Source organism: Halothece sp. PCC 7418 (genome assembly GCF_000317635.1).
Taxonomy (GTDB): Bacteria; Cyanobacteriota; Cyanobacteriia; order Cyanobacteriales; family Rubidibacteraceae; genus Halothece.
Window position 1 is genome coordinate 1,769,928 of the sequence record NC_019779.1, and the last position, 16,319, is coordinate 1,786,246.

Sequence of the window (16,319 nt, forward strand, 5' to 3'; positions counted from 1 at the left end):
ATCCTTGTCAAACATTGTAGAACACTTATAGCCAACCAATTATGGACGCGATGTCTTCGACACGAGCTTTGCTCTACGCGCAAAAAGCCCCCACCGAATATAACACACCACTCCCACAGTGGTTAGCAGATTGCATTGATATTGCCAATGATCCCAGTCAAGACAATCAAGATGCGAAACTGATTGCGGAAGCCTTCCAATTCGCCTACAACTTGCATGAGGGTCAATACCGCCGTTCTGGAGAACCTTACATTGCCCACCCTGTTGCGGTTGCAGGGTTAATTCGCGATTTAGGTGGGGGGAGTGCCATGATCGCAGCTGGTTTCCTTCACGACATTGTAGAAGATACCGACATTACCTGCGAAGAAATTCAAGAAAAATTTGGGGAAGGGGTGCGTCATCTCGTCGAAGGGGTAACAAAACTCTCAAAATTTAAGTTTTCCAGTAAAACTGAACGCCAAGCTGAGAACTTCCGTCGAATGTTTTTAGCGATGGCGAAAGATATTCGGGTGGTGGTCGTAAAATTGGCGGATCGTCTCCACAATATGCGGACGTTAGAACACCTCAAACCCGAAAAACAAAAACAAATTGCCCTCGAAACCCGAGAAATTTTTGCCCCTCTGGCGAACCGCTTAGGGATTGGGCGGTTTAAGTGGGAATTAGAAGATTTATCCTTCAAATACCTCGAACCCGAAGCCTTTCAAGAAATCCGAGAATTGGTTGCGGATCGACGGGCAGATCGGGAAGCCCGCATTGAAAATGTCATTCAAATTTTACACCAACGCTTTGATCAAGCAGGAATTGAAATCGAGGAATTGAAAGGTCGCCCCAAACACCTCTATGGCATTTACCAAAAAATGCAGCAGCAGCAAAAAGAATTTGAAGAAATCTATGATTTAGCTGGGGTGCGGGTCATCCTGAAAACCCGAGAAGACTGTTATCGTGCTCTTGCTGTCATTCATGATGCCTTTAAGCCGATTCCAGGACGCTTTAAAGACTATATTGGCTTACCGAAACCCAACCGCTATCAATCCCTCCACACAACGGTGATTGGGACCTATGGAAAGCCCATTGAAATGCAAATTCGGACAATGGAAATGCACCATATTGCTGAATACGGGATTGCAGCCCACTGGCTCTACAAAGAAACAGGGGGATCAAGCGACTTTAAGCCCACCGCAGAAGATGAAAAGTTTACTTGGTTACGACAACTCTTGGAATGGCAAAACGACCTCAAAGATGCCCAAGAATACATGGAAAGCATCCGTGATAATCTCTTTGAAGATGATGTCTTTGTCTTTACCCCCCAAGGGGATGTGGTCGCCCTCTCTCGCGGTGCAACGCCTGTTGATTTTGCCTATCATATCCATACCGAAGTGGGACACCACATGAAAGGGGCGCGAGTGAATGGACGTTGGACGGTTTTAGATGCTCCCTTACACAATGGCGATATTGTTGAGATTATCACCAGTAAAAATTGTCATCCCAGTTTGGATTGGTTAAACTTTGTGGTTACGCCCAGCGCCCGTAACCGCATTCGCCAATGGTATAAACGGTCTCATCGAGAAGAAAATATTGCCCGTGGGCGCAGTATGTTGGAAAAAGTAATTGGAAAATCTGGTTCTGATTCCCTGATGAAATCAGAACGAATGCAGCGCGTTGCCGAACGGTGTAATCATCAAAGTGTGGATGATTTACTGGCAGCCATTGGCTATGGGGAAATCACCACCAACTCTGTTGCTAGCAAGTTACGGGAAGAATCCTTACAGGAAGAACAAGTTGAGAAAGCAGATGGCATTGGTAATTTAGAGGAAGAAACCGTTCATAGTCTCCCCACCACCACCTCTCGTCAAAGCACCTCTCACAGTTATAGCAAATCCCCCATTGCTGGTGTTGAGGGCTTAATGTATCATCGGGCGGGCTGTTGTTGTCCCCTCCCCGGAGAACCGATTGTGGGGGTGGTAACACGCACCAAAGGGGTTACTATTCACCGTCAAGACTGCTCAAATGTTGAAAATATCGACAGCGATCGCGTGATTCCAGTGGATTGGAATCCGATTAATGGCAATGGCAATGGTCGCACGCCCACTTATACCGTCGATCTCGAAGTGGAAGTGATTGATCGGGTTGGTGTGTTTCGAGATATTCTCGCCCGTTTGAGTGACCAGCACATCAATGTTAGTAATGCCAGCGTGAAAACTGGAAAAGGAAAGCCCGCCCTGATTAGTCTCTCCATTGAAGTTAAAGATCATCAACAGATGCAATATTCCTTTAATCAGATTAAGCAAATGAGTGATGTTTTGAAATTACGACGGGTTAATCAGTGCAGCGACTTGTAACTCAATTAGCATTCCAGCCCCTAAAAAGAGGCTACTCCAGAAATAAAAGTTGACCGCGAGAAACTTAGAATTGCTAACTTTTTCCGGTTGATCGTGATATCGTTGCACATGACGCACCAGTTGGTAAGCCCACGGAACGGCAAGGAAAATCAGCAGTGTTGCGATGGGAAAATACCCCAAACCAATCCAGAATAAGGTTAAAAGGAAGATACTTGCCGTGGAAGCAAGGAGAACATTTGCACCAGTTTGTGTTCCGAGGCGCACAATCGGAGAACGTTTTCCCGCTGCTAAATCGTCTTCTACCTGATGGAAATGGGAACAAAATAAGATGATCGAGGTACTAATCCCAATCAGGGTGGAGATGGCTAAAGCGAATCCACTAAACGTTTGCGCTTGTGAGTAATACGCTGCACTAATGGCGAGGGGACCAAAACAGATAAAACAGATGATTTCTCCTAAGCCTTGATAGCCGAGGCGAAAGGGGGGCCCTTGATAGGTGTAGCCTAGGAAACAAGCCAAGAGGACACAGCCCACAACAAGCCAATCTTGCTGTAACCACGCGATCGCGCCTAACCCGAAAACCGCTCCCATTAAACAAATATTACTCATCCAAAAAACAAGGGATTTGTTCCCAGTAATATTAACAACTGATGTGGTTTTATTAATATCAATTCCCGTTTCGGAATCAAAAACATCGTTGCTTAAATTTAACCAAGCAATGATCAAGATTCCAGACAGTAAAAACAGTAAAAAGATCGACCAATCTAGTTGGTTTGTTTCGCGGTACGCAACTAGTGTTCCCATGGTAATTGGAACTAGCGCCACACTATAAATCGGTGGCTTAATGGCTGCCATCCACAAGGATGTATTAATTTTTTTACAGTTGTCTTTTCAGAACTGGTTAAACGCATATAAAAATAACAAGCTCAGGGGGAGTTTACCGTTCAGTGTAACGCGACCGATCTCAACTCGGGGCTCGCTAAAATCATTGTTAAGATGAATCAATAGCGAGCAATGGTTGAACTCGGAAATAACATCTCCATTAGAAATATCATCTTTGTTCCCATAAGACCAGCAAGATTATAAAATTATTTACAATTATTGCCCTCATGTCAGTGACTTCCTGCTACGCTAGAGGATTAGCCGATGATCAAAACCTGTACTCCTTATTACAAAACTGTCAGAACCGATGCGAAATCGAGAACGATTCGTTAATTGTGAGTGTGACCCAGTCGATTTCTCGGATCGATCCCCTTGCTACTTTACAACGATTTGCTTTACCCCAAAACCGAACTTTTTACTGGGAAAATCAACAAGAAAACAGCGCGATCGCGGGATGGGATACTTGTCAAGAAGAAATCATTACGAGCCCGAATCGTTTAGAACAAACCCAAGCCTTTATTGATCAATATCGAGAGAGAATTATTGAAACGGGAGAAACCAATTGTCCAGAAGTTGGGGTTAAGTTTTTAACCAGTTTCACATTTTTTCCGCTTTCCTCTTCATCTTCTCCCTTTCCGACCGCCACCATTTTTATTCCTAAATGGCAAGTCACTCGCAGCAAAGATTCCTGTTTTTTAACTTACAATTTTACGTTATCCGCGCAAACGAATCCCGCTCGCATTCAAGCGGAAATTAAATCGAGAATTGCAGAAATTCAACAACACTCTCAGTCCCTAATTAGTTTCCCATTTCCTTTCTTTTCTCAGTCATCCCAACCCTTACAAAAAAGAGAAATTGCACAAAAATATCAGTTTAAAAAAGCGGTTGCTTGTGCGCTAAAAGATATTCAAAAGCAAGACTTGAGTAAAATTGTCTTGTCCCATCACCTTGATGTGGTTTCGAGCTTAAGATTTGATCCTTTTTTATCGTTACATTATTTACGACAAAAACACCCCGCTTGTTACATTTTTTCTGTGGGCAATGATCAGGGAACAACCTTTATTGGCGCAACACCAGAACGGTTATTTAGTCTTAGGAAACAGCAATTAATTAGTGATGCTTTAGCGGGATCAGCACCGAGAGGGAAAAGCGCGATCGCGGATCAAAAATTAGCTCAAACCCTTCTCAATAGTGAAAAAGAACGACGAGAACATCAAGCGGTTAGTGATTATATTAGTCAACAATTAACAGCCCTCGGATTAACCCCGCAGCGATCGCGCCGTCAACTTTTAAAACTGAATAATATCCAGCATCTTTGGACACTGATTCAAGCCGATGTTCCCAGTCAGATTCAACCCTTAGACATTATTTCCCAACTGCATCCGACTCCTGCTGTAGCTGGTGTTCCCAGCGCGATCGCCCTCGAAAAAATTAGGGATTACGAAACCTTTGATCGCGGTCTTTATGCAGCCCCCATTGGTTGGCTGGATCTCAACGGAAACGCAGAATTTATGGTGGGAATTCGGTCTGCTATGATCAATAAAAATCATGCCCGTTTATATGCTGGTGCGGGGATTGTTGCGGGATCAAATCCTGATAAAGAACTCGCAGAAGTGCAACTAAAATTACAAGCGATGTTAAAGGCATTAAGGTAGTCATTAGCTCAGTCATGTTTCCTCAGAATAAATACTTGCTCAATTTTTGTTATTTGTTCCTTGTTCCTTGTTCGTTGGTGATGTTTCAAAGAACAAATAACCAATAACCAATAACAGTAATTGACTCCTTTTGTGACTGAACTAATTAAGAAGCGCGATCAAATGATTCTGTAGATTGAACCAAGTGCATTCCTGCGTCTTGAAACCGTTGAAACGCAGCATCCGCTTGTTCAGTAAAATCAGCGCCACCTGGAACAACAACGGGAGAAGTACAATCTTCTAAGAGGTAAACTTTGTTCGCCAAACTGGGATCGCGGTGTTGAATTTCTGTGAGTAAATCATCAATTGTCCAAGCCACACAATGACTCTTTGCTTGTCCTGCAATAATTAATTGATCAAAGTTTAATAATTGTTCAATTAATGCTCGATTTTCCTGTGCAATGCTATTTCCATTCTGGTCTGTCATCACTTCTGGACGTAACACTGAATAATTTTCTGTTAGCGGGTTATTCCCCTTAATTTCATATTGGGTTTGTTGTTTACGGGCGACTGTATAGAAAAACAACGCCTCTTCCACCGAAGAAACCAAACTATGACCAATGCTTCCCAGTTTCCCGTGATAGGGCCAAATCATCAACGGATATTTTCCAATCGTATCGAGATGATGGGCATAATGGAGGGCGTAGGCTTGTAAACTTGCATAATCCCAGTTTGGAAAATTGGGAACAACCGCAGGATTGACTTTCCAAGCCCCTTTTTCGATCTCCTGATGAGAAATAATAGTTGTTGCGGGTGTCGGATGTTCTCCCTTGTCATTGACCCAAAAAATAGGATGGAAGATTTGCATCGCCACGTGAGTATCCATCGTTGCAATAATTTGGCTAAGGCGATGGAGATTGCGATAAATGAACTCACACAGACGGATATTATCATCGATCGCGCCGTTCCCCGATCGTCCCCCCACATACAATTCAAAGCCAGGTAAACAAAAGGTATTTTGGACATCAATTAGCAGTAAGCCAATTTTAGTCTCATCTGTATTCGCAGGGGGAATTTCTAATTCTTGCGCCCAGCTTTCCGCTTTTGCAGCGCGATCGGGATAAGGAACTTGCCACACTTCTCGCACTTTCTCAGGGTTAAAAAAGGAGGGGATCGGCAACTCAGTAAAATAACTCATGATTATTTCCCTTGCTTACAAGCACTTTCTCTAACATTGTGACTTAAATAGAATTCGGATCAATTCCTAGTTCCCGTAATCTTTTGGCGTAGCGTTCGGCTTTCATTTCAGCTTGGCGCGATCGTTCTTCTGGGGTTAGAAATCGCTCTCTATTTTCGTCATACCAATACAACCATTCTCGCGTAATTTGTTCATACGTTCCTACTTCTTTTCCGATTCCTAAACCAATTGCTTCTAACCAAATAGGAGACTCATTTCCTAATAACACATACTGCTCATTTTCTAGAGAATACACCTCTAGACGGGGCTTTCTTTTCCGTTGTGGGTTATAGATAACGTAATACTGAATCCCTAAATTTTGATACAGTTCTTTTTAGCTGTGTATTCTCCGCGACGAGTTTGGGATACCACTTCTAACACTAAAATGGGAACTCTTTTCTCTTCCCACAATACATAACTTAAACGCAAGTTTTCATCAATAATACGGGGAACGCCCACACTTAAAAACCCATCAGGAACGATCGCGCTTTTGTCTGGGTCATAATAGATTCCCATATCCACACCAAAATACCAATCAAAGCGATCTGACCAAACCATGGCGAGGATACTTTTAAGAAGATTCGGAATATAATTTTGTAGTTCATTATCCACAGGAGTATCGTCAGAATCAGGTAAATCTTTGGCGGTGGGGAGATTTTGTAATAAGGAATAGTCTAGCATTGTTCTTGTTAATTTATAACTGAATTATAGAGAATCAGGATCAATTCCTAGTTCTCGCAGTCTTCTCGCATAACGTTCGGCTTTAGATTCAGCTTGTTGTGCTTTAGATTCGGCTTGTTGTGCTTTAGATTCGGCTTGGCGCGATCGTTCTTCTGGGGTTAGAAATCGCTCTCCATTTTCGTCATACCAATACAACCATTCTCGCGTAATTTGTTCATACGTTCCTACTTCTTTTCCGATTCCTAAGCCAATTTCTTCTAACCAAATAGGAGACTCATTTCCTAATAACACATACTGCTCATTTTCTAGAGAATACACCTCTAGACGGGGCTTTCTTTTCCGTTGTGGATTATAGATAACGTAATACTGAATCCCTAAATTTTGATACAGTTCTTTTTTAGCTGTGTATTCTCCGCGACGAGTTTGGGATACCACTTCTAACACTAAAATGGGAACTCTTTTCTCTTCCCACAATACATAACTTAAACGTAAGTTTTCATCAATAATGCGGGGAACGCCCACACTTAAAAACCCATCAGGAACGATCGCGCTTTTGTCTGGATCATAATAGATTCCCATATCCACCCCAAAATACCAATCAAAGCGATCTGACCAAATCATGGCGAGGATACTTTTAAGAAGATTCGGAATATAATTTTGTAGTTCATTATCCACAGGAGTATCGTCAGAATCAGGTAAATCTTTGGCGGTGGGGAGATTTTGTAATAAGGAATAGTCTAGCATTGTTCTTGTTAATTTATAACTGAATTATACAGAATCAGGATCAATTCCTAGTTCTCGCAGTCTTCTCGCATAACGTTCGGCTTTGGTTTCAGCTTGTTGTGCTTTAGATTCAGCTTGTTGTGCTTTGGTTTCAGCTTGTTGTGCTTTAGATTCAGCTTGTTGTGCTTTAGATTCAGCTTGTTGTGCTTTAGATTCAGCTTGGCGCGATCGTTCTTCTGGGGTTAGAAATCGCTCTCCATTTTCGTCATACCAATACAACCATTCTCGCGTAATTTGCTCATACGTTCCTACTTCTTTTCCGATTCCTAAACCAATTTCTTCTAACCAAATAGGAGACTCATTTCCTAATAACACATACTGCTCATTTTCTAGAGAATACACCTCTAAACGGGGCTTTCTTTTCCGTTGTGGGTTATAGATAACGTAATACTGAATCCCTAAATTTTGATACAGTTCTTTTTTAGCTGTGTATTCTCCGCGACGAGTTTGGGATACCACTTCTAACACTAAAATGGGAACTCTTTTCTCTTCCCACAACACATAACTTAAACGCAAGTTTTCATCAATAATACGGGGAACGCCCACACTTAAAAACCCATCAGGAACGATCGCGCTTTTGTCTGGGTCATAATAGATTCCCATATCCACCCCAAAATACCAATCAAAGCGATCTGACCAAATCATGGCGAGGATACTTTTAAGAAGATTCGGAATATAATTTTGTAGTTCATTATCCACAGGAGTATCGTCAGAATCAGGTAAATCTTTGGCGGTGGGGAGATTTTGTAATAAGGAATAGTCTAGCATTGTTCCTTTTAACGCCATGTTGAGTTAACTATTTCTAAGATAACGCTGATTCACTGAGGAACTTTTTTTAACGGTTGAGAAGGATTAAAAAGCACTTTCTCTAACTGGGTGACGCAGAAAGTCCGTCCCTTGGTAGGATAAGAGTTTGTAACAACTTATTAAATTTAGACTCTCTTCAGAAAAATTTATGAGTAATCAAAACGACGCGATCGCGCCCCACGGCGGACAACTCATTAACTGCATTCCCGATGAAGCAGAAAAAAAAGAATTTCTCGCCCAAGCCGAGAGTTTACCGCGTATTCAACTGGATCAACGCGCCTTTTCTGACCTCGAAATGATTGCGATTGGCGGATTTAGCCCCTTGCGCGGTTTCATGGAACAAGGGGACTACGAGCGGGTCGTTGAAGATATGCACCTCGAAAACGGTTTACCCTGGTCGATTCCCGTCACTCTCTCGGTGAGTGAAGAAGAAGCCGAACCCCTCAAAGAAGGAAGTTGGATCCGCTTAGACGATCCCAATGGACGCTTTGTTGGTGTTTTAGAGCTTACCCAAAAATATCGTTATAACAAAGCCCACGAAGCGATCAACGTCTATCGCACCGATGAAGAAAAACATCCTGGGGTTGCGGTGATCTATCAAAAAGGCGCGATCAATCTCGCTGGACCCGTTTGGCTATTAGAGCGCGATCCCCATCCCCTCTTCCCCAACTATCAGATTGATCCCATTCAATCCCGTGCTTTATTCCGTGAGAAAGGCTGGAAAACCATTGTTGGCTTCCAAACCCGTAACCCCATCCACCGCGCCCACGAATACATTCAAAAATGCGCCCTAGAAGTCGTTGATGGCTTATTCTTACATCCCCTCGTTGGCGCAACCAAAAGCGATGATATCCCTGCGGATGTGCGGATGCGGTGTTATGAAATTATGCTGAATAATTACTATCCCAAAGATCGGGTAACTCTTGCCATTTACCCCGCAGCCATGCGTTATGCTGGACCCAGAGAAGCCATTTTCCACGCCCTGGTACGGAAAAACTACGGTTGTACTCATTTCATCGTTGGGCGCGATCATGCAGGTGTTGGCGATTATTATGGCACGTATGACGCACAAGAAATTTTCAATGAGTTTGATCCCGAAGCCTTAGGCATTACCCCGATGCGGTTTGAACACGCCTTCTACTGCAAACGCACTAAGCAAATGGCGACCAGTAAAACTAGCCCCAGTACACCAGAAGAAAGACTCCATCTTTCGGGAACCAAAGTCCGCGCCATGTTACGAGAAGGACAACTCCCCCCAGAAGAGTTTTCTCGTCCAGAGGTTGCTCAAGAGTTAGCTAAAGCCATGCAGAAAAATTAGAGCGCGTTCGGATCAATCCCCATTTCGCGAAGTTTAGCAGCCAGTTTGTCTTTTTCAGCTTGTGCTTGCTGAGCTTCGGTTTGGGCTTGTTGGAGTTCTGTTTGCGTCTGTTGGAGTTCCGTTTGAGCTTGTTGGAGTTCCGTTTGCGTCTGTTGGGCTAATTCCTCGCCACTGGGTAGCAAGTTACCTTCCAAATCAGACCATCGCAACCAAGTTGTTGTGACTCCGCGATAAGTGCCTTGCCAAGGATGGAGATAAAGCTGGAGGCTGTGGCAAAAATAACGCCCTTGTTCATCTCGGGTCAATGGGTCATAAGCCATTCCTGCTAAACGAAATCCAGCAAAATCTTCAGGATTAAACGGGTCATACCAGAAATACTCAGGAACTCGCATCCGACTTTGATAAATCTCTTTTTTCGTTGTTTTATCGTAGTTGGCGGTACTCGCTGATAATAATTCAATAATGACATCAGGGGTTTTCCCTTCTTCCCAAACCACCCAACTTTTTCGTTCCGTTTTCGGAACATCTAACACGGCAAAAAAATCAGGTCCTTTGAAGTCTTCATTTTTAAGTTGGGCAGCACTGTAATAAATAAACATATTGCCCCCAATATAGCCATTATCTCGTTGCTCCAGCCAAGGATAAAGGACTTCAATTAATAAATCCATTTGCATTTTATGGCGTTGCGTTTCCATAGGAACTCCATCATCACAAGGTAGTTCATCTTGAGTGGGTAATTTAATTGGAGTAATCGTCATCTATCAATTCCCTCCATGACAAGCTCAATCTATAGTTTTTTTTGGTTGATTCAGGTATAGCAGTGACCAGTTATAGCGCTACGCGCTGGGCAAAAGGCAAGAGGCAAGAGTTTATTATGAAAGGGTTTTAGCGATCAGTAATGTCCTAACCCAAGTTTGTAGTGCTATATCAAAGAACAAAGAACAAAGAACAAAGAACAAAGAACAAAGAACAAAGAACAAAAATTTAAAATGTCTCTCAAGAGTCTAAGAATTACTATATTTTCATTCTACAAGTTAAAACGTAAGCGCACTAAATAGCCCTTTCGGCGTATAAATAATAAAATTTCATCTGGATTTGTTGCTAAAAATGCTTGGAGAGAGTTTAAATTATCAATGCGACGGTAATTATAACCCACAATTTGATCGCCTGTTTTTAAACCCCATTGATCGGCTAAAGAGTTGGGTTCAATTTGCGTAATTTCTAACGTTTCAGGTTGAACAGTAATTCCTAAATTGACATCGCTTACTTTTGCCGTTTCTTGAAGGGGCGGTGCTGGTTGGGAGGGATTTTCAAGAAATTCACGAATGGTATTAACATGAGTTGCCATGCCAAAAGTTTGGGATTGTTCACTACTCTGAAAACGAACGATCGCGCGGTTAATTCCAATGAGTTTTCCTTCTGCATTTAACAAAGCTCCTCCTGAATCCCCTGGACTCAGTTTAAGATTAGTATAAAGGTGGCTCTCCGCTTCTATTTTTTGCAACTGACCTGTGATAAATTTGTCTAGAGAAGTTGAGGGATTATCTAAGGCATAAACTGTTTCACCAACCTCTATATTTTCTGCATCGGCAAGGGGGAGAGTGGGAAAAGTTTTGTTAGCAAGAATTTGAATCAAAGCAAGATCTTGTGCGGTATCCACAGCAATGACTTTTCCAGGATAATGAGTGCCATCATAAGTTAAAATGCTTACTTGACCCCGTCTGGCGTTACGAATGACGTGCTCACTGGTTAAAACAATACCACTGGCTTTGATAATACTCCCAGTTCCCTTACCGCCAACCCCTTGTAACGTCACAATGGCTGCACTAATGTCTGGAGTGAGTGTTGTTATCTCTGCTTGCGTAACACTGGTTATGGGGAGGGCTTCTACATGGAGGACTATAGAAGTAGTCAAATGACTAGCAAGGGCAATTAATAAGCTCGGTGGTAAGAGTGATTTCATGAAGGAAAGTAGAGTATAGTCATTCAAAATGTTATATAGCGTTTCCTAGTTGGTTGAGGTACGTAATGCGAGTCGGTGGATGTTCATGGTTCATGGTTCGTGGTTCATTGATTAACAACCAACAAAGAACGAAGAACAAAGAACAAAGAACAAAGAACCAAAATTTAGAATGTACCTCATGAGATTGGGAAGTGTTATATTAAGTAATGTTAATTACCTTCCTGTGATCAAAAATAATATGGTTTTATGTCGATTGATTTATGCTAGCGAAGCTGTAGCGGGTTTGGCTTATCCAGAATTAAAAGACATTATGGAGAAGTCTGAGAAAAATAATACGCCTGTCGGTATTACAGGAATGCTTTGCTTTGGTAATGATAAATTTTTACAAATTTTAGAGGGAGAAAGAGCGCAAGTCAGTTCCACTTATGAAAGGATTCTTCAAGATGATCGTCATTACAAAAGTGAAATTATTGAATTTGTTGAAATTGAAAGTCGGCTGTTTACAAGTTGGTCAATGAAAGTTGTGCAAATGGGTGAACAATTTCCGAAGAAACTCAAGGAGTTGAGTCTTAAATATTCCAGTTATCCGACTTTTGATCCGACAGGAATGACTCAAACTCAATGTTTAGAATTTATGAAAGAATTGTCAGCATTTATTCGCTCTACCTAAATCATGGTTAGTTACGATTGGTTAGTGATTGGCGGTGGGATTACAGGAAGTACAGTTGCTTATGAATTGCAAGCGCAAGGGGCAACGGTTTTATTATTAGAATCCAGTCCCGATCTAGATAATGCCACCTGTTATAGTTATGGAGGACTTCCCTTTTGGGCGGGAAGTTCCCCAGAAACAAGAGAACTTTGTGCAGAAGGACTCAAACTCCATCGCAATCTCTCAAACCTCTTAGATCAAGAGACAGAATTTCGTGAAATTAATCTGTTATTAACGGTTAGAGAAAATGAGTCAGTTGCAGAGACGGTCAAGCAATATCAAGACTGTGAAATTCCCCCGCAAGTGTTAAGTGTGGAAGAAAGCTGTGAACTTGAGCCCCTATTAAATCCGAGCGCGATCGCGGGGTCAATTTGTTTTCCTCATGGTCATATCAATCCTAAAAAAACAAATGCAGCCTATCTTAAAGCCTTCACTCGTTTAGGCGGGAAAGTTATTTATGAAGCGGTTCAATCACTGCAATTTGATAACAACAAAGTAATCGGAGTTAATACTAATTACAAAACATATTACGCTGATAATACTGTCATTTGTGCAGGTGGTTTCACTCGCGAATTATTAACTTCAATTGGTGTTCACATTCCCCTATACTTTACCCACGCCGAACTCTTAGAAACAGACCCATTAGAGTTAGAATTAAAAACCTTAATTATGCCCGCTAATGACCAACGCTTGGGCTTAGAAACCACAGCAACTGCACCCGACAAAGAAGCATTATGGGAAAAATCGGGACAAGAATTAGCTGCACCCGTGCTTGATCCAGGGGCAATTCAATTTCGCGATGGACACCTGTGCATTGGTCAAATTAGCCGAACTTTAAGCGATCCTGATGCAACTGTTGATGCTGCTGCTAGTGAGGCTTGGTTGCGAGAAGAGATTGGAACATTATTACCCGCCTTAAAAGATGTTCCAGCAAACTGGCACCGTTGTCTCATTGCGTTTAGCCCCCATCAACAATCTATTGTTAGTAAACTGGAAAATTATGAAGGGCTTTCTGTGTTTTCAGGGTTTACCAGTCCGCTATTATTTGCCCCAGTTTTAGCCAGACGGTTTGCAAAAGAGATTTAACGAAATTGAGCGAGAATACCCCCTCCTCAACGGAGTAGGAATGGGTGAAGCGCGAACTGAGAACGTAGCCTAATCAAAAAGCACTCCCGGTACTGAGATTAAAGTGGGAAACCGAAAAAATCCGTTGGCTTTCCCCCTCACAAGTGGGACAATTGGGGGCAAAATCTCGCAGCGCGATCGCGCTGGAAGGAAAAAGGAATTGGAGTTCTCTTTGCTTATTGTTCAAAATAGAAAAGAGGATAATACTCGCAATTACCCTCTCATGAATAACTAATCATTATGTTCCTGAACCAATACTTGTTTACGTTTTTTGTAATACCGATATCCGAAAAATCCACCTAATGCGAGTAAACCCATTGTTCCTTCTGCTTCAAAGGGCACTGCTGTTGAATTAGTTGCAATAAGTGTACTAGAGCTATCGCTATTACCATCTTTACCATTGAAGCTACCCTGAAGATTTATATCTGCTTCTGGATTACCATCATTCCAAAAATCACCAAAAAAGAAATCGTTCTCCCCATTCTCACTGTTAAAACCAATTGATACATAAGAATTATTTGTATCTAGTCGAAATTCTGTAACACCTCCTGTAGTAGTGAGAAAACCACTGTCATCCCCATAATTAAGACTAGAGTTGGAAGAAGTTAAAGTAAAATTATTGCTTTCATTTCCAACCTCTTCGATAGTAATATTCCAACCATCGATTTCACTTTCTAGAACGCCATCATTGGTTAAATTCTGAAGTTCAATTGTTCCAAAACCTCGAAGATTACCATCAGGTGTAGTTTTAGGATCTAAATTGAAAGTAATTGCATCAGCAGGCATTCCAGAGCCTAATACTATACCAAAAACCGAAAAAGCTGTTAAATACTTCAAAAACTTCATCGCACACCCCACTAGGTCACATTTCATGCATATATAACTATAATGGAAAACTGTGTGATATTTATGTGATTAAAGTCAACTTATAAAGTGAGAAGTATCTATAAGGTGATAATTTCCGATTACAGTAGTTGGGCTTACTTTAACTCTTACGCTCTGATGGGAATCAGGGATAGGCTAAGATGGCAATAATTTCCGATAATAGTTTAAAAGCGTAAGGACTACATTACAGGGCGGGCAAGGCAAACCCTACGACCTGTTGCCTTGCCAAGCTGACAATTGGACTGTTTCAGCAAACCCTAATCAATGACCGATCATCCAAGGACGATCGCGCTTGTGACTTTGATAACTGGGTTGTGTGGGTTCTTTCTCCCGTTTTTCTAATCTCGGTTCATCGGTTTGTCTGGCTTTCAAGAAAGCACTCCCGGTGCTGAGATTAAAGTGAGGAACCGAAAAAATGCGTTGGCTTTCCCCCTCACAAGTGGGACAATTGGGGGCAGAATCTCGCAGCGCGATCGTTCTCCACGCTTCAAAAACCCCGCAAGTTTTACATTCAAATTCGTATAACGGCATTTAGTTCAATCTCCTTTATACCGGTACGATATCTTTATCAAAAATCTCAGTGGGAATTGCAACCGTACAACAGACATTCGGAATATCCACAATTCCACTCACGCGACCTTCTACCGGCGCACAACTGAGTAAGAGATAAGCCTGTTCTCCCGTAAAGCCAAACTTTTTGAGATATTCAATGGCATTTAAACAAGCGCGACGATAGGCAACATGAGCATCCATATAATACTGTTTCCCGTCAAACTCATCCACAGAAATTCCTTCAAAGACGAGATATTCGGAGTAACGGGGCTCAACCGGACCCGGTTTGAAAATGGGGTTCACCATGCCATATTTATCCACACCGCCTTTAATAATGTCCACATGGAGATCGATATAGCCTGACATCTCGATCGCGCCACAGAAGGTAATCTCACCATCTCCTTGCGAGAAGTGAATATCGCCCATCGAAAGTTTCCCCCCATCCACATACACAGGGAAATAAATTTTTGATCCGCGAGACAGGTTTTTAATATCGCAGTTTCCGCCATGTTCCCGTGGGGGAACCGTTCGCGCTGCTTCGGCTGCTGCTGCTTCAAACGCTGACCCTTTCAAGCCGCCTAAAACGGCATTTTCGGGATTCGGTAACGTTGCCAATGGCGGAACCCGATTCGGATCAGTGGAGACTAACTCCCGTTCCCGTTTATTCCATTTTGCTAACAATTCGTGAGAGGGCGCACAACCAATTAAACCAGGATGGGTAATTCCTGCAAAGCGGACTCCAGGAATATGGCGCGACTGAGTATAAATCCCTTGAAAATCCCAGATTGCTTTTGCTGCTTTCGGGAAATGCTGCGTTAAAAAACCACCGCCATTTTCTTGGGCAAAAATGCCAGTAAAGCCCCATTCATCCCCTGGTAACGCCCCAATATCGAGAATATCAACCACTAAAATATCCCCTGGTTTTGCCCCTTCCACTTCAATGGGACCACTGAGAACATGAACCACACTCAAGTCAACATCGCGAATATCATTGGGGTTATCATCATTTTTAATCTGTCCATCGGTCCAATCTTTACATTCAATCCGAAAGACCGACCCCGGTTTTACCGAAGCAACAGGGGGAATATCAGGATGCCAACGATTATGTCCAGGCATTTCCTGTTCACTCATAGGCTTCGTTAAATCGACTTTAAAAAGAGTTTCTGGCACGTTTTTTACCTCACTGAAAACAAGAGAAATTAGATCGAAAGTTGCAGAAAATTGAGTAATTATGCTTGCATTTTTGACAAGATTTCCTGTCAAAATTTATCTTGACATTTTTTTATTTCAGTAAAATGTATTGAATACAACAAAATGCGTTCTTTCTCAAAATTTTACTCAGCATTTAAGTTTTTCAGGATTTTCTTAGCCAAAAACTCTTTAATTTTTGTGTGTCTTGGTAGA

General features: G+C 42.1%; 15 protein-coding genes and 1 pseudogene. 5 read left to right on the forward strand and 11 right to left on the reverse strand.

Annotated elements, in window-relative coordinates; translation table 11 throughout:
* Positions 1-41 precede the first annotated feature (41 nt).
* Positions 42-2,339: a bifunctional (p)ppGpp synthetase/guanosine-3',5'-bis(diphosphate) 3'-pyrophosphohydrolase gene (locus PCC7418_RS08015; protein WP_015225670.1), complete on the forward strand. Its 2,298-nt coding sequence runs from the start codon at positions 42-44 to the stop codon at positions 2,337-2,339.
* Here the strand turns inward: PCC7418_RS08015 and menA are convergent.
* The gene (menA, locus tag PCC7418_RS08020; RefSeq protein WP_051030535.1) at positions 2,307-3,194 is read right to left on the reverse strand and encodes a 2-carboxy-1,4-naphthoquinone phytyltransferase; all 888 of its coding nucleotides are present in this window, start codon (positions 3,192-3,194) and stop codon (positions 2,307-2,309) included. The genes PCC7418_RS08015 and menA overlap by 33 nt on opposite strands.
* A 254-nt stretch (positions 3,195-3,448) precedes the next feature.
* Between menA and PCC7418_RS08025 the strand changes: the two genes are divergently transcribed.
* Entirely contained in the window at positions 3,449-4,876 is a 1,428-nt protein-coding gene (locus PCC7418_RS08025) for an isochorismate synthase MenF (RefSeq protein ID WP_015225672.1), read from the forward strand.
* Between the two features lie 145 nt (positions 4,877-5,021).
* On the opposite strand, the gene PCC7418_RS08030 is transcribed toward PCC7418_RS08025, so the two are convergent.
* From PCC7418_RS08030 to PCC7418_RS08045, 4 genes and pseudogenes are all read right to left on the reverse strand, one after another.
* Positions 5,022-6,053: a hypothetical protein gene (locus tag PCC7418_RS08030; protein ID WP_015225673.1), complete on the reverse strand. Its 1,032-nt coding sequence runs from the start codon at positions 6,051-6,053 to the stop codon at positions 5,022-5,024.
* Positions 6,054-6,096: 43 nt separating this feature from the next.
* Positions 6,097-6,773, reverse strand: a pseudogene (locus PCC7418_RS08035) (Uma2 family endonuclease).
* A gap of 24 nt (positions 6,774-6,797) precedes the next feature.
* Complete coding sequence (locus PCC7418_RS08040; protein WP_015225674.1) at positions 6,798-7,517, reverse strand: Uma2 family endonuclease; 720 nt, start codon at positions 7,515-7,517, stop codon at positions 6,798-6,800.
* A 24-nt stretch (positions 7,518-7,541) separates the two neighbouring features.
* Positions 7,542-8,324 (reverse strand): Uma2 family endonuclease, encoded by a 783-nt coding sequence (locus PCC7418_RS08045; RefSeq protein ID WP_041596537.1) that lies wholly within the window; start codon positions 8,322-8,324, stop codon positions 7,542-7,544.
* 187 nt (positions 8,325-8,511) lie between these two features.
* On the opposite strand from PCC7418_RS08045, the gene sat reads away from it, so the two are divergent.
* Positions 8,512-9,681 (forward strand): sulfate adenylyltransferase, encoded by a 1,170-nt coding sequence (sat, locus tag PCC7418_RS08050; RefSeq protein ID WP_015225676.1) that lies wholly within the window; start codon positions 8,512-8,514, stop codon positions 9,679-9,681.
* On the opposite strand, the gene PCC7418_RS08055 is transcribed toward sat, so the two are convergent.
* Both PCC7418_RS08055 and PCC7418_RS08060 read right to left on the reverse strand, forming a co-directional pair.
* Positions 9,678-10,439, reverse strand: a complete 762-nt coding sequence (locus tag PCC7418_RS08055; protein ID WP_015225677.1) for a Uma2 family endonuclease — start codon at positions 10,437-10,439, stop codon at positions 9,678-9,680. The two genes, sat and PCC7418_RS08055, sit on opposite strands and share 4 nt — an antisense overlap.
* Positions 10,440-10,708: 269 nt before the next feature.
* Complete coding sequence (locus PCC7418_RS08060; protein WP_015225678.1) at positions 10,709-11,644, reverse strand: S1C family serine protease; 936 nt, start codon at positions 11,642-11,644, stop codon at positions 10,709-10,711.
* A gap of 238 nt (positions 11,645-11,882) precedes the next feature.
* Here PCC7418_RS08060 and PCC7418_RS08065 point away from each other — a divergent pair, with 238 nt between their 5' ends.
* Together PCC7418_RS08065 and PCC7418_RS08070 are read left to right on the forward strand one after the other, a co-directional pair.
* Complete coding sequence (locus tag PCC7418_RS08065) at positions 11,883-12,314, forward strand: BLUF domain-containing protein (RefSeq protein WP_041596204.1); 432 nt, start codon at positions 11,883-11,885, stop codon at positions 12,312-12,314.
* Positions 12,315-12,317: 3 nt separating this feature from the next.
* On the forward strand, positions 12,318-13,439 hold the full coding sequence (locus tag PCC7418_RS08070; protein WP_015225680.1) for an FAD-binding oxidoreductase: 1,122 nt from the start codon (positions 12,318-12,320) through the stop codon (positions 13,437-13,439).
* Between the two features lie 73 nt (positions 13,440-13,512).
* Here PCC7418_RS08070 and PCC7418_RS20500 read toward each other — a convergent pair whose 3' ends face one another.
* From PCC7418_RS20500 to fmdA, 4 genes are all read right to left on the reverse strand, one after another.
* On the reverse strand, positions 13,513-13,665 hold the full coding sequence (locus PCC7418_RS20500) for a hypothetical protein (RefSeq protein WP_171814896.1): 153 nt from the start codon (positions 13,663-13,665) through the stop codon (positions 13,513-13,515).
* A 44-nt stretch (positions 13,666-13,709) separates the two neighbouring features.
* Entirely contained in the window at positions 13,710-14,315 is a 606-nt protein-coding gene (locus PCC7418_RS08075; RefSeq protein ID WP_150107041.1) for a hypothetical protein, read from the reverse strand.
* Between the two features lie 309 nt (positions 14,316-14,624).
* Positions 14,625-14,894, reverse strand: coding sequence for an FmdB family zinc ribbon protein (locus PCC7418_RS08080; RefSeq protein WP_015225682.1), 270 nt, complete (start codon positions 14,892-14,894; stop codon positions 14,625-14,627).
* 15 nt (positions 14,895-14,909) lie between these two features.
* Positions 14,910-16,085, reverse strand: a complete 1,176-nt coding sequence (gene fmdA / locus PCC7418_RS08085) for a formamidase (protein ID WP_015225683.1) — start codon at positions 16,083-16,085, stop codon at positions 14,910-14,912.
* Positions 16,086-16,319 lie beyond the last annotated feature (234 nt).

Bases quoted from the DNA above. Each gene is read 5' to 3' on its own strand.
- PCC7418_RS08080 (WP_015225682.1), bottom strand. From the start codon at position 14,894: ATGCCGTTATACGAATTTGAATGTAAAACTTGCGGGGTTTTTGAAGCG.
- PCC7418_RS08065 (WP_041596204.1), top strand. From the start codon at position 11,883: ATGGTTTTATGTCGATTGATTTATGCTAGCGAAGCTGTAGCGGGTTTG.
- PCC7418_RS08045 (WP_041596537.1), bottom strand. From the start codon at position 8,324: ATGCTAGACTATTCCTTATTACAAAATCTCCCCACCGCCAAAGATTTA.
- PCC7418_RS08070 (WP_015225680.1), top strand. From the start codon at position 12,318: ATGGTTAGTTACGATTGGTTAGTGATTGGCGGTGGGATTACAGGAAGT.
- PCC7418_RS08040 (WP_015225674.1), bottom strand. From the start codon at position 7,517: ATGCTAGACTATTCCTTATTACAAAATCTCCCCACCGCCAAAGATTTA.
- PCC7418_RS08030 (WP_015225673.1), bottom strand. From the start codon at position 6,053: ATGAGTTATTTTACTGAGTTGCCGATCCCCTCCTTTTTTAACCCTGAG.
- PCC7418_RS08055 (WP_015225677.1), bottom strand. From the start codon at position 10,439: ATGACGATTACTCCAATTAAATTACCCACTCAAGATGAACTACCTTGT.
- PCC7418_RS08060 (WP_015225678.1), bottom strand. From the start codon at position 11,644: ATGAAATCACTCTTACCACCGAGCTTATTAATTGCCCTTGCTAGTCAT.
- menA (WP_051030535.1), bottom strand. From the start codon at position 3,194: ATGGCAGCCATTAAGCCACCGATTTATAGTGTGGCGCTAGTTCCAATT.
- PCC7418_RS08025 (WP_015225672.1), top strand. From the start codon at position 3,449: ATGTCAGTGACTTCCTGCTACGCTAGAGGATTAGCCGATGATCAAAAC.
- PCC7418_RS08015 (WP_015225670.1), top strand. From the start codon at position 42: ATGGACGCGATGTCTTCGACACGAGCTTTGCTCTACGCGCAAAAAGCC.
- sat (WP_015225676.1), top strand. From the start codon at position 8,512: ATGAGTAATCAAAACGACGCGATCGCGCCCCACGGCGGACAACTCATT.